Source organism: Glaciimonas sp. PCH181, assembly GCF_003056055.1.
In the GTDB taxonomy this organism is placed as follows: domain Bacteria; phylum Pseudomonadota; class Gammaproteobacteria; order Burkholderiales; family Burkholderiaceae_D; genus Glaciimonas.
The window spans coordinates 2373124-2385754 of record NZ_PYFP01000001.1; the positions used below are offsets into that span (position 1 = coordinate 2373124).

11 protein-coding genes are annotated in these 12631 nt (G+C 50.6%); 7 read left to right on the forward strand and 4 right to left on the reverse strand.

Annotation, left to right across the window (positions count from 1 at the left end; all coding sequences use genetic code 11):
- Window positions 1-66 precede the first annotated feature (66 nt).
- The 6 genes from C7W93_RS10860 to C7W93_RS10890 all read left to right on the forward strand — a co-directional run bounded on the left by C7W93_RS10860 (window position 67) and on the right by C7W93_RS10890 (window position 6117).
- Window positions 67-2187 (forward strand): 3-hydroxyacyl-CoA dehydrogenase NAD-binding domain-containing protein, encoded by a 2121-nt coding sequence (locus tag C7W93_RS10860; protein ID WP_108440017.1) that lies wholly within the window; start codon window positions 67-69, stop codon window positions 2185-2187.
- Between the two features lie 191 nt (window positions 2188-2378).
- Window positions 2379-2579: a hypothetical protein gene (locus tag C7W93_RS10865; RefSeq protein ID WP_108440018.1), complete on the forward strand. Its 201-nt coding sequence runs from the start codon at window positions 2379-2381 to the stop codon at window positions 2577-2579.
- 336 nt (window positions 2580-2915) lie between these two features.
- A complete protein-coding gene (locus C7W93_RS10870) occupies window positions 2916-3167 on the forward strand; it encodes a GlsB/YeaQ/YmgE family stress response membrane protein (protein WP_108440019.1) in 252 nt (83 codons plus the stop codon).
- Window positions 3168-3885: 718 nt separating this feature from the next.
- Window positions 3886-4806, forward strand: a complete 921-nt coding sequence (locus C7W93_RS25365; protein WP_108440020.1) for a hypothetical protein — start codon at window positions 3886-3888, stop codon at window positions 4804-4806.
- A 94-nt stretch (window positions 4807-4900) separates the two neighbouring features.
- Complete coding sequence (locus C7W93_RS10885; RefSeq protein WP_161539919.1) at window positions 4901-5794, forward strand: hypothetical protein; 894 nt, start codon at window positions 4901-4903, stop codon at window positions 5792-5794.
- A 50-nt stretch (window positions 5795-5844) separates the two neighbouring features.
- Window positions 5845-6117 (forward strand): transposase, encoded by a 273-nt coding sequence (locus C7W93_RS10890; RefSeq protein ID WP_108440023.1) that lies wholly within the window; start codon window positions 5845-5847, stop codon window positions 6115-6117.
- Between the two features lie 85 nt (window positions 6118-6202).
- Here the strand turns inward: C7W93_RS10890 and C7W93_RS24435 are convergent, their stop codons facing one another.
- On the reverse strand, window positions 6203-6454 hold the full coding sequence (locus C7W93_RS24435; RefSeq protein ID WP_146177547.1) for a hypothetical protein: 252 nt from the start codon (window positions 6452-6454) through the stop codon (window positions 6203-6205).
- A gap of 138 nt (window positions 6455-6592) precedes the next feature.
- Here C7W93_RS24435 and C7W93_RS10900 point away from each other — a divergent pair, with 138 nt between their 5' ends.
- Window positions 6593-7612 (forward strand): GlxA family transcriptional regulator, encoded by a 1020-nt coding sequence (locus C7W93_RS10900; RefSeq protein ID WP_108440025.1) that lies wholly within the window; start codon window positions 6593-6595, stop codon window positions 7610-7612.
- Between the two features lie 138 nt (window positions 7613-7750).
- On the opposite strand, the gene C7W93_RS10905 is transcribed toward C7W93_RS10900, so the two are convergent.
- The 3 genes from C7W93_RS10905 to pepN all read right to left on the reverse strand — a co-directional run bounded on the left by C7W93_RS10905 (window position 7751) and on the right by pepN (window position 12520).
- Window positions 7751-8491, reverse strand: coding sequence for a transporter (locus C7W93_RS10905; protein WP_108440026.1), 741 nt, complete (start codon window positions 8489-8491; stop codon window positions 7751-7753).
- A 280-nt stretch (window positions 8492-8771) separates the two neighbouring features.
- Window positions 8772-9773, reverse strand: a complete 1002-nt coding sequence (locus C7W93_RS10910; RefSeq protein ID WP_108440027.1) for a class 1 fructose-bisphosphatase — start codon at window positions 9771-9773, stop codon at window positions 8772-8774.
- Between the two features lie 17 nt (window positions 9774-9790).
- Window positions 9791-12520 (reverse strand): aminopeptidase N, encoded by a 2730-nt coding sequence (gene pepN, locus C7W93_RS10915; protein ID WP_108440028.1) that lies wholly within the window; start codon window positions 12518-12520, stop codon window positions 9791-9793.
- Window positions 12521-12631 lie beyond the last annotated feature (111 nt).

Consider the following 12631-nt stretch of genomic DNA (forward strand, 5'->3'; position numbering starts at 1 on the left):
CGGTCTGTAGATTGCCACGCTTTTTTGCCTTGACACAGGCGTTCACTCTCACTTCAGGAACAAGACATGACTGCCGAATATCAATGCTATGACTCGATCGCCCTCATCACGATAAACAACCCTCCCGTCAATGGGATGGGATTGGCGACACGCACGGCAATGGTGGATGGCATTAACAGAGCACTCAGCGATGATGCGGTCAAGGCGATTGTCATTACCGGCGCTGGCAATACATTTTCTGGCGGCGCAGATATCAAAGAATTTAACTCACCAAAAGCGTTGGCTGAACCATCGCTGCATACGTTGATCAGCGTCGTCGAAAATGCCCATAAACCAGTGATCGCAGCAATCCACAGCGCCTGTATGGGCGGCGGTCTGGAATTATCGCTGGCATGCCATTATCGCGTTGCCACGCCAACCGCCCTCATCGGGCTGCCAGAGGTCAAACTGGGCTTGCTACCGGGTGCAGGTGGTACCCAACGCTTGCCGCGCGCTGTCGGCCTGGCGTTAGCCACAGAAATGATCGTCCACGGCAATGCGATCACCGCCGAAAAGCTCTGCAAAACCAGACTGATCGATGCGCTGCTGAATCTCGGCAAAAACGGCGGCGGCAACGGAGCTTTGCTGAGCGACTGGTTACCGCAAGTCTTTACCTTCGCCAATGAAGTTGCGGACCGCAGACCGCTGCCTAAAATACGCGATCTGACAGTGGACTATCCCGAGTATGAAACATTTTTTCAGTCCGCCCGCGATGCCATCATTGCGACGGCGACGCGGTTCCCTGCGCCGCTAAAATGTCTTGATGCGATTGAGGCGTCTATCACCAGAAATTTTGACGATGGGCTGCGTTATGAGGGCGAATTATTTATGGCTTTGTTGCAGACAACTGAGTCGAAAGCACTGCGTCATGCTTTCTTCGGTGAACGCGCCGCAAATAAAATAAAGGATGTTCCAGCCGATAACCCACGCCGCACTATCAAGTTTGCGGCAGTTGTTGGCGCTGGCACGATGGGCGCCGGCATTGCTATGAGTTTTGCCAACGCGGGAATTCCAGTGATGCTATTGGAAACCGGCTCAGAGGCATTGGAAAAAGGTCTCGCGGGGATTCGAAAAAACTACGATAGAGCACTCAAAAAAGGCACTCTGACGCAAGATAAATGTGACCAACGTGTTGCCCTGATCACGGGTACGCTGGGCTACGCCGAAATTGCTCACGCAGATATCGTGGTCGAGGCAGTATTTGAAGACATGGCGATCAAGAAATCTGTCTTTATAAAGCTGGATGAGGTCATGAAAAAAGGTGCGATTCTGGCCTCGAACACGTCAACACTTGATCTCAACGAAATCGCAGCAGCGACCAAACGACCGGAAGACGTGATTGGCATGCATTTCTTCAGTCCTGCCAATGTCATGCGATTGCTAGAAATAGTGCGTGGCGAACAAACCGCCAAAGATGTATTGGCAACGGTCATGGCGCTCTCCAAAAAAATGCGCAAACTGGGCGTTATGTCGAGCGTTTGTGATGGTTTTATCGGCAATCGAATGATCGAACAATATGTGCGTCAGGCCGGATTTTTACTTGACGAAGGTTGTTTGCCAGCGCAGGTCGATAAGGCGATTGAAGCGTTTGGCTTTGCAATGGGTCCGTTCCGCATGAGCGATCTGGCGGGTAACGATATCGGCTGGCACATCCGCAAACGCCGCGCAGTTGAAGCGCCTGACATGACGTATTCCTGCACCGCAGATTTAATATGCGAGATGGATCGCTTCGGCCAAAAAGTCGGCGCCGGTTGGTACGACTATAAGACGGGCGATCGCACCGCTTATCCATCAGAACTAATCAATGCGATGATCGTAAAACATTCTGCCGATATCGGTGTCACACGGCGTCAGATCGACGATCAGGAAATCGTCGAGCGACTGGTCTACTCATTGATTAACGAAGCCGCCCTTCTCCTTGACGAAGGCATCGCGCAACAAGCATCCGATGTCGATATGGTGTACCTGAACGGTTACGGCTTCCCGCTATTTCGCGGCGGCCCCTTGTTCTATGCCGATACCGTGGGCTTGCAAAATGTAATCGGGGCAATCGAAAAATATGCGCAAGGTTTGCACGGCGAGGCATGGAGGCCCGCACCTTTGCTAAAAGAACTAGCTGCGCTTGACAAGACTTTTAGCGATATTTAATTCGCGATTTTAACGATTCGGTTCGCCCTGCCGCGCAACGCGTGGCGGGTCAATATTTCTCCCGTTTTCCCATTCTGGGATAACGCCCGACTTCCTGTTGTCCTACATCAAAAACTGACAATCGCGGACATTCAGATAAGTGTCTTTCCACTATGATGCAATCCATCATAAATAAGTGGTACGACTCAATCATGAACGTCACTATCATTAAAGAATACAAAGGCCAAAAAATTTACATCTATACGCGTAGCTATACATCTGGATGGTTGATAAAAGTAAACTTGGAGAACGGCATTGAGTGGGTCGATCAAGATACCTTCGTTGGCACACTGGAAGAAGTCGGTCTGGAAGGCGCTAAACGTGGGCAACAACTGATCGATAATCGTTTATAAGCCGTTGGCGTATCGCGATACTTGAATTTAATGGCCGACAGGTTGCATGCCCGTTGGCCTATTTTTTTAAATCTGTGAACATTTGTAAAAACAAGAAAAAAATATGCGCATCGTTGCTGAAGTCAAATATAGTCTTTAAACCGTCAATTGATTCTTTAGACGGCAATCTATAGCCATTTTAGGAGCCGGTAATATAATACAAAACGTCGTCCCTGCCAAAGTGCCATTGATCTTTTTGCCGCTGGCTTCGGGCGCAAATTCGGACCATTTAGTTCCACCCCGCAAGCAATTGCATCCACGCGTTTATTCGCCGCTTAACTTTTGAAAGGAAATACCATGGAACATGGAATTCTTGCCTGGCTTATTATCGGTGCCATTGCAGGCTGGCTGGCAGGTGTTTTAGTGAAAGGCGGTGGTTTTGGCGTGCTGGTCGACATCATCGTCGGCATTGTTGGTGCGTTCATCGGCGGTTGGTTGGCTAGCGTACTGCGCATCGGCGTCAGCGGTGGCATGATTGCATCCATTGTTGTTGCAACCCTGGGTGCCGTGGTGCTGCTGGTGATATTGCGATTGGTCAAGCGCGCCTGACGCAGATCAAAGGGCGCAACTTAACTGCGACCTGATCAAGCATTGTTAATTTTAAGACGCAAACACGCCATGTGTTTGCGTCTTTTTTTGCCTATTTCGACTTGCAGCGGTGTTCCGACTGCTATTCCCGGTCGAAAAAATAACCAGCCTAATCTCCACCTCCCTTACATTTTCAAAATAAAGACGAACCTATTCTGGCGTTTTTTGACAAGCATCATGATCAGCTCTGCGCAAAAAAATTCTGCACTGCATTTTCTCTCACGATCGCCTCGCATAAAAATATCGCGATGCATCCGTAGGCTTCTTCGAAATCGCTGCGATCGTTGGCAAAGCCCGGTGGTGCCTTACAGAAAGCCATCCAAAGCCGCCATTTGTGCTGTCCGAACTTGACAAAGTTTTGTCGTAAACACTGTTATCGACAGTTCTATGATCAAGTCATCGCAATGCACATATCTCTTGTCAGCGCGTAATTCGTTGATGTGTTGATGCGTTGATCCTGGAGAAGCGATATTTTCACTTCCACAAAATAAGGTGGCAATTTTTCAGGTTGAAATTTTGCTGTAAAGAATCTCGATAATCTGGATTTTTTCTGCACGATTTTCGAATCATTGCCTACTTTTACTGCTGCGTGAATAGCGAAATCTTGTCTGTTAATTAGGGGCGTATATAGACGAGACCCTCAGGAAATTAGCGCCCTACACTCTCAGGAGATACAAAAATGAAAAAGCAACTTATTGCCGCATCCATAGCGTCACTGTTTGCAGTCGCAGCATACGCAGGTGGTGGCGGTTATGGTGGTGGGGGCGGAGGATATGGCGGTGGTAATGGCGGCCACGGATCAATGCCATCGGATCCTTCGATAACAACAACTGTATCCAACGCTGCAACTGCCACAGCTACAGCTGGTGCTGGCGGCGCAGGTGGTGCCGCTACTAGTGGTGCTGCTGCTGGCGGCGCAACAACTGGCGGTGCTACATCTGCCGGAAATGCCAATCAAACCAACGCTAGCGGTGTAGCAAACACTGGCGGCAACTGGACTGGCGCAGGTGGTGCTACTTCGGCTGGCGGCGCAACTTCCGCCGGTGCAACTTCCGGTGCTGCTGCTAATGCTGGCGCTGCTGCTGGTGGCGGTGCAAATGCTAACGGTGGTATGGGTGGCGGTGCAACTGGTAATACATCGGGCGGTGCTACTGCAACAGCCAGCGGCGCAGCGGGTTCCGGCTCGGGATCTGGTGGTGGCGGTGGTGGCGGTTGGGGCAACATGGGCCATATGCCTAGCATGCCTAGTATGCCTGGTGGCGGTGGCGCAACTTCAGCATCTGCAAATTCGACAGCAACTGGCAATACTACCGGCGGGAATGGTGGCGGCGCTACAGCTAATGGCGGCGGCGCTACTGGCGGCAGCGCTGGTACTCTCACCTCCGGCGACGCCCAATTTGCAAATGGCAATTCGTTTGCAATCGGTGGCACAACAACCTCCAGCACTGGTTCCGCAGATAGTTCAGTTAGCGGCAACTACAACCAAGGTGGCTCGGCCTTCTCTCTCGTTAAAGGTGGCAACACCCATAGCGGTTCAGCCAGCGGTGGGAACGGCGGAAACGGCGGCGGTGCTACTGCTACAGCCGGATCCGGCAGCTGATCAATGCTGAAGGTTTGTTGAAAAAGGGAAAGGGGAAGAGGGAAAGGAAACTTTCCCTCTCCTTTGTAACATGAAGAAAAATAACGGAGAAGCCATGAAACATAAACTTCTAGGTATCCTGGTAGCCTCGATATTCACAGTACCAGTGATAGCAGCAGCGAATCCATCCACCCCGGTGTCACCTACTTCGGCATCTACTTCCACCGCAAACGGCGGCGCTGGCGGGGCCGGTGGATCGGCCAGCGGCGGTGCGGCTACTGGTGGTAGTGCAACTGGCGGGACGGCCACTGGCGGCGTTGCAACCGGGGGCGCCGCAAGCAATTCAATTACAGGCACCAGCGCCAACGGCAATAATTCAACCGTCAGCGTGTCGGTATCCATCCCTAGCACTGCAGGATCTGGAAGTGGCACCGGCACCGGCGATCCAGCCGGGACGACTGCCGCCGCCGGTGATCCTGGCACAAGTGCCTTCAACACCAAAGCGACAGTCGAATACGGCGGAACCTACACCGTAAAAAGCGCGCCTCCCATCACTGCACCATCGCTGACAACGACTTTGTCCGACACTTGCATGGGCTCGGTATCGTTTGGCTTGTCGCTGACCGGTTTCGGTGCCACCGCTGCTTCAACCATGGTCGATCAGGCCTGCGTGCGGCGTCTGGATTCGCGTGAATTCCGTGCGATGGGGCTCAATGACGTAGCGCTGGCGCTGTTGTGTCAAAGCGATGCAAATCGGAAAGCAGTGGAGGCCACTGGCCACGATTGTCCAGGTATGGCAAGACCGGCAGTAGCAACCGCGAACACGACAGTCGTGCAACAACCGGTAGTCTCCCGCGTTGATAGCGCCCGTGTTGTGGATACAACGCCTCCTCCGAGTGCGGCAGTCGTCAGTAGTGTAAGCACCCCTGATAATAGCGAATACCGCGATCCTTATGTACGTCGTCGCCTTGGTCTGGAACCACTACAAGATGAAACTGCAGCGAAATAATCACAGTCTCACCATAGCTGTGACTAAATATAGAAGGTCGAGGACATGCCATGAAGCGGACGCCACCTTCCCGCGATCGAATTGCTGCAGCTCTCAAACAAGAAGAGCTTGGTATGCCGGTAGCTGACGTAATTCGACAAGCCGGGATTACAGAACGTACTTTTCAAAGTTGGAAAAAGCAGTACGGTGGCCTCCAGGAGTATCCAGAACGTCTGAAATGCTTGCAAGACGAGAACACCAAGCTGAAGCAAATTGTAGCGGAGTTAACACTTGAAAATTCACGTCTTGAGGATGCACTGGAGGATAAACATCTCAGCCACTAATATGCATTAATGTGGTTAAAAAAACCGCTAAACAGGGGCTTGCAGCAAGGTAGAAAAACGACCGCTGCAATAGCCACCGGAACCGTCATGAAAGGATGGCGGTATGGCAGAAAAGCATCGCAGCCAGATAGCATGCTGGTTGCAAACCGGTTAAAAAATCACCAAAATACAAGGCAGAAAATACAGACAAACGGAGACCTAAAATATGCGCAACGTCACCACCATGGCGGGCTTTTTTCGAGGGGAAATAAAGCCGCCGTTCCGAAAGGAAATGTTGTCTCGGAGCTTCATTCCAAGCAGCAAAAATTGGTAAATTATCGTGGCGATTTTGTCGCATTTTTATCTCTTTTCATCTCTTCTTTGACCTATGTCAACGAGCGCGCGTGAATTAGTAGGAGCATGAAAGATGATTATTTACTAACGTTAAATTGCTATCAGGCAAACTTAAATAAAATATTCGTCGTAGGGGAGCTTCATGAATAACGGCGGCTTAGACAAACTTGATGCGCTCGATCAACACTGCGCAATCAAGCATATTGGCATCATGGTTTTCGATGGCGTAATACTGGCAGATGTAGTGGGTGCAGCTGATGTATTTGGGATCGGCGACAAACTCATCTCGACCGTGTTTCCCGGCACCACGCGATATCAGGTATCGATTATGTCGATTGCAGGCGGCATGGTCATGTCCTCTGCATCAGTCCAAATTTTAACTGCACCACTCACGCAATTTGATGACTGTGCGTTTGATACGTTATTGATTGCCAGCGGCACCGGCAACTTTGATGCGTATCACGATCCTGTGCTGATCGCATGGCTTCAGAAAAAGCGCAGTCAGGTCCGGCGGATTGCCGCCATTTGCACCGGCGTATTCGTCATCGGCGCAGCTGGATTTCTGAACAATCGCCGTGCGACGACGCATTGGGCGCTAGCCGATAAAATGTCACGCGAATTCCCAAAAATTAATATTGATCGGGAAGCGCAAATTGTTGAAGATAACGATATCTTTACGTCGTGCGATGTTGGCATGGCAACCGATCTTGCATTACGGCTTTTAGAAATAGATCTAGGCCCGGCGGTAGCGCAGCGGATTGCTCAAAATCTGGTAGTTTGCCAGCGTCGCCGCGACACATCACCAGCAAATAATCCGTCACGTCCGGTCGAATCCATCATCAACAGCAAAATTCATAAAGCATCGCTGTGGTTCGTAGAACATCTTAGCGATCCTATTTCTGTGATTGATGCTGCCAATTTTGTGTTTATGAGCGAGCGCAATTTCGTGCGGCAATTCAAGCGCGAAACCGGGCAAACACCGCATGATTTTTTGGTCAATTTGCGACTGGAAGCGGTGCGCCAGCAATTATCTGAAACCGATTTACCCGTCGACAAAATTGCCCGACGCTGCGGCTTGTTTAGCGGCGCGCATGTCGCGAAATTATTCCGCAAACAGATGTGGCCCTCGCCCACCGAATATCGCAAAGGGATTCGGCCATAGTAAGGTAAGACGGCATAATTTTTTCATACCGGTGAACATGACGTTCATCACAGTCCACCAAAATAAAAATCCGCATCGCTGCGGCTTTTTATTTTCATTCTTTGGTGCGGCGTTAACATTGATTAACATTGTGGAAAATTAAAACCGCAACGTCAGTCCGACGCCAAATTGCCGATCTACTTCGGTCTTATTCAATCCGAACCTGATACCCGCATCCAGGTCGACATTTTGATTTGGTGAATAAATAGCGCCGGTTAAGAAATACGCGGGATTAACCGTGCTGCCAACGTCTTGATTACGCGCTATGCCGATATCACCCAGCAGCCGCCATTGCTGCGTCAAGCTATAGGTAACCGCGCTGGATGCGCGCCATAGAAGTCTACGATTTTCTTGCTGATCGACTGCCAGGGCATAACGATTCACAGCGATGCCAAGATTACCGTGAAACGCCCACGGCGCATTATCAATGCTTGCAATCAAGGTCATTGCAGCGCTGCTACGGCCTGTCCCCAAGCCAACGTTTTGATTACCGGTGGGCAGCACCAACACAGGCTTGATAGCAAAGCTGGTTGCGCCGCGTTCGTAGAAACGCCACTTAACCCCGAGCGACGCATCATTTATGCCACTTGGCGATGACGCAGTGACCGGTAAATCACTAAAAACATCCACATTCGATAGCAGACCATAGGTATAAGTAAAGTCTGCGACATGACCGGCAATGCCGCTACGCCGGGTCCAGTCAGTATTGGCTTCCAACTGCTGGTTGCCCATATCCTGTGTCCCGGTGTCGTCGGTCACCAGAGGATGCGCGGCAAAAGCTGAATGCAAACACATCAACAGCGCGGACCCACTCAATGTATGAATTTTTTTTAATAACATCGTTGGTCTTGGTTGGTTCAGCACACATATTAAAAGGCGGCGACGACGTTCTTTTGCCAGTCGGCTATCTTACCTGCAGATAATTTCATCAAGATGACTTGCAGCAAGGAAGAATGACAGTTGCTGCGTAAAAGTTCAAGCCGGTTAAATCACAACCAATCTACAAAACAAACCGGCATGCGATAGCAGAATATATTCAGGCCGCCAAGGGGCGGCCTGAATGTTCGCCGGACGGCCTGCAAAAGCACCGTCTCGACTGTTTTGCAAAAAATCGCAAATATTAATCCTGATGATAAGCAGTAATCCGCTCAACTTCAGTCTTCGATCCCAAAAATACCGGCACACGCTGATGCAATTTTTGTGGTGCGATATCCAGAATTGCCTGCTTGCCGTCAGTAGCAGCTCCGCCCGCCTGCTCGACGATCATTGCCATTGGATTTGCTTCGTACATCAGACGCAATTTACCGGGCATGCTGGTATCGCGAGAATCCGCCGGATACATGAAAATCCCGCCACGACTAAGAATACGATGCACATCGGCCACCATCGACGCGACCCAGCGCATGTTGAAATCCTTCTCCAAGGGGCCTGAAACGCCCGCCAGCATCTCGTTCACATAACGCGTGACCGGTGGATACCAATGACGTGTATTAGAGGCGTTAATCGCGAATTCTTTCGTCTCAGTCGGGATTTGAATATCGCGTTGCGTCAGCACCCAAGCGCCCATTTCACGATCCAGCGTAAAGCAATGAACGCCATTGCCGGTAGTCAATACCAGCATGGTTTGCGGACCGTACACGGCATAACCGGCGGCGACCTGCTGGCGACCGGATTGCATGAAATCTTTTTCTGATGGCGTTGTCATGCCATCCGGCGCTTTCAATACCGAGAAAATAGTCCCGATGGAGACATTCACATCAATGTTGCTGGAGCCGTCCAACGGATCAAACAACAGCAGATATTCGCCTTGCGGATAGCGGTTTGGAATCGGGTGAATGGATTCCATTTCTTCGGATGCCATCGCGGCAAGATGACCGCCCCATTCGTTGGCTTCCAGCAAAATTTCGTTAGAAATAATATCTAGTTTCTTTTGCACTTCGCCTTGCACGTTTTCAATACCCGCGCTGCCGAGCACTTCGCCCAGCGCGCCCTTGCCAACCGCGTGACTGATGGTCTTGCAGGCACGACCAACGACTTCGATAAGCAAGCGCAATTCGGAAGGAATGCTGTTGTGTAAACGTTGTTGTTCGATCAGATGTTGCGTCAGACTGACACGTTTCATGTTTTTTCCCTTAACGATTAATGAGCAAGTGCTTTGGAGATAACTTCCAGCACATCTTTGGATAAATTAGGTGTGGCAACAATGCGCTCTAACGCATTGCGCATTTTTTCCTGTAATGCAGGAGCATATTTACGCCAGCGATCCAGCGTCCGCGCCAAGCGGGCGGCGACTTGCGGATTCACGCTATTAAGCGTGATCACCTGATCTGCCCAGAATGCATAACCGCTGCCGTCTGCCGCGTGAAAATTGGCCGGATTACTATTACAGAAACTGAAAATCAAACTGCGTGCACGGTTCGGATTATTCAGTGTGAAAGCCGGATGTTCTTGTAACGTACGAATGGTATTCACATCGCTGGTACGCGCCATCGCTTGCAACGCAAACCATTTATCGATGACCAAGGCTTCTTTTTCAAAATCAGTATAAAACTGCGATAGCGCGGCGGCCTTTCCGGGCGCGCTGCTGTTGGTCAGCGCCACCAACGCAGCAAACCGGTCTGTCATGTTATTTGCTTCGTCATACTGTTTCTGCGCCAAAACATGGGCCGCTGAATCATCGCCGTTTTCGCCCTCCATCAAATACGACAGCGCAACGTTTTTCAGCGCGCGCTTACCAGCCGATTGCGCATCGGCGCTATAAGCACCGGGCGTTTGGTTGGCGTGATACGCGGCTAATAAATCGTCTTTCAGCGACAGTGCCAGATTGGACCGCAAGAACTGGCGCGCAGCGTGGATGGCTTGTGGATCGATCACATCGGTTTGTTCTGCCAGCACGGTTTCCGATGGCAACGTAATAGCGAGTTCCCGGAAAGCCGCATCTAAGCTAGCATCATTTAAGGTCACTTTAAACGCATTTCCTAGTGCCTCGCTATTCGATGCTGCACCCTCTAATACTGACGCGATAGAGGTGACATGACCGCTCTCGTCACCGCCTTCGTTAGCATTTTTTACGGCCGCTGTTAATGTCAGCAAGCTGCGAGTAGCAAGGCGTTGGCCTGCTTCCCAGCGGTTAAATGGATCGCTGTCATGCGCCAGCAAGAATGCCAACTCGGCATCGGTGTAAACAATATCCACCACGACCGGCGCAGAGAAATTACGCAATATTGAAAGAACCGGCGCTTCGGTAACGCCGACGAAACGGAAGCTTTGCTGCGCTTTTGTTAATTCCAACACACGCGTAGTCTCAGCTGCCTGATCTTTGTTGTCAGTCTTCAGACGCAATGCCATATCGCTGCCATTGCCGTCCAGCAGACCTACTGCCACCGGAATATGAAATGGCAATTTTTTCTTCTGGCCCGGAGTCGGTGCGCATGTTTGCGACAAGGTAATGTCGTAGGTTTTTTTAGTCGCGTCGTACTGCGTTTTAACAGCAACCCTTGGCGTTCCGGCTTGGCTATACCAACGTTCAAACTGCGTCAGATCGCGACCATTGGCATCCACCATCGCAGCACGGAAATCGTCACAGGCAACAGCTTGTCCATCATGGCGTTTGAAGTAGAGATCCATGCCTTTACGAAAACCGTCGCGGCCTAGCAAGGTTTGATACATGCGCACAACTTCTGCGCCTTTTTCATAAATGGTGACGGTGTAGAAATTATTGATTTCTACGTAAGCATCAGGACGGACTGAATGCGCCATCGGTCCTGCATCTTCCGGGAATTGCGCCTGGCGCAATACGCGCACATCATCGATACGTTTGACCGCACGACCACTGTCGGTGCCGACCATATCGGCGGAGAATTCCTGATCGCGAAAAACCGTCAATCCTTCTTTCAACGACAGCTGGAACCAGTCGCGGCAAGTGACGCGATTACCAGTCCAGTTATGAAAATATTCATGGCCGACGACCGCTTCGATATTCGCGTAATCAACGTCAGTTGCCAGATGCGGATTGGCCAGAACAAATTTGGTATTAAAAATGTTCAAACCTTTGTTTTCCATCGCGCCCATGTTGAAATCGCCAACGGCAACAATCATGAAACGGTCCAGATCCAGCTCTAAACCAAAACGCTCTTCATCCCAGCGGATACTGTTTTTCAGTGAATCCATCGCGTGCTGCGTTTTATCCAGATTACCTTTTTCTACCCAGACCTGAAGCAGAACTTTGCGGCCTGATTTCAGTATGTATTTTTCTTGCTGGCAAACCAGTTTTCCAGCCACCAAAGCGAACAAATAAGAGGGCTTCTTGAACGGATCTTCCCATTTTGCAAAATGACGGCCATCGCCAAGATCGCCCTTTTCGATCAGATTGCCGTTTGATAGCAATACAGGATATTTTTTCTTGTTGGCCCGCAGCATAACGGTGTATTTGGCCATCACGTCCGGACGATCAGGGAAATAGGTGATCTTACGGAAACCTTCCGCCTCACACTGCGTGAAAAAATTCCCGTTAGAAACATACAAACCCATCAGCGAGGTATTTTTCTCTGGCTGGGTCAACGTTTCAATTTCCAGAACGACTTTGGCAGGCGCAACAGGAATCCGCAACGTGCCAGCGTCTAACTGATATTGGCTCGGTTTTAACTGTTTTCCATTCAAACGCAGTTGCACCAATTCCAGTTCTTCACCAAATAGTACAATCGCTTTGTCAGCGCTGGCCGGATTGCGCCGCATCACGATACGGGTCGCAACACGCGTCGCAGCAGGATCAAGATCAAAACCCATATCCACCGTATCAACCCAATACGAAGGAGCGGTGTAATCTTTACGGTAAATCGTAGATGGCGATGCAGGCTTATCGTTGCGCATAGGAGGTGGGGGCGAAGAAAGTCGTGGAAACCACGATTCTACCAAGCAACCGCAAAATCTCCATGCGATTTGGGCGACAGGATGCATTCGCCGCGCCATTATGGTGTCAAC

Excerpts from the sequence above, each read along its gene's own strand:
- C7W93_RS10885 (WP_161539919.1), top strand. The coding sequence starts at position 4,901 with ATGAAACATAAACTTCTAGGTATCCTGGTAGCCTCGATATTCACAGTA.
- C7W93_RS10890 (WP_108440023.1), top strand. The coding sequence starts at position 5,845 with ATGAAGCGGACGCCACCTTCCCGCGATCGAATTGCTGCAGCTCTCAAA.
- C7W93_RS10900 (WP_108440025.1), top strand. The coding sequence starts at position 6,593 with ATGAATAACGGCGGCTTAGACAAACTTGATGCGCTCGATCAACACTGC.
- C7W93_RS25365 (WP_108440020.1), top strand. The coding sequence starts at position 3,886 with ATGAAAAAGCAACTTATTGCCGCATCCATAGCGTCACTGTTTGCAGTC.
- C7W93_RS10870 (WP_108440019.1), top strand. The coding sequence starts at position 2,916 with ATGGAACATGGAATTCTTGCCTGGCTTATTATCGGTGCCATTGCAGGC.
- pepN (WP_108440028.1), bottom strand. The coding sequence starts at position 12,520 with ATGCGCAACGATAAGCCTGCATCGCCATCTACGATTTACCGTAAAGAT.
- C7W93_RS10860 (WP_108440017.1), top strand. The coding sequence starts at position 67 with ATGACTGCCGAATATCAATGCTATGACTCGATCGCCCTCATCACGATA.
- C7W93_RS10910 (WP_108440027.1), bottom strand. The coding sequence starts at position 9,773 with ATGAAACGTGTCAGTCTGACGCAACATCTGATCGAACAACAACGTTTA.
- C7W93_RS10905 (WP_108440026.1), bottom strand. The coding sequence starts at position 8,491 with ATGTTATTAAAAAAAATTCATACATTGAGTGGGTCCGCGCTGTTGATG.
- C7W93_RS10865 (WP_108440018.1), top strand. The coding sequence starts at position 2,379 with ATGAACGTCACTATCATTAAAGAATACAAAGGCCAAAAAATTTACATC.
- C7W93_RS24435 (WP_146177547.1), bottom strand. The coding sequence starts at position 6,454 with ATGCGACAAAATCGCCACGATAATTTACCAATTTTTGCTGCTTGGAAT.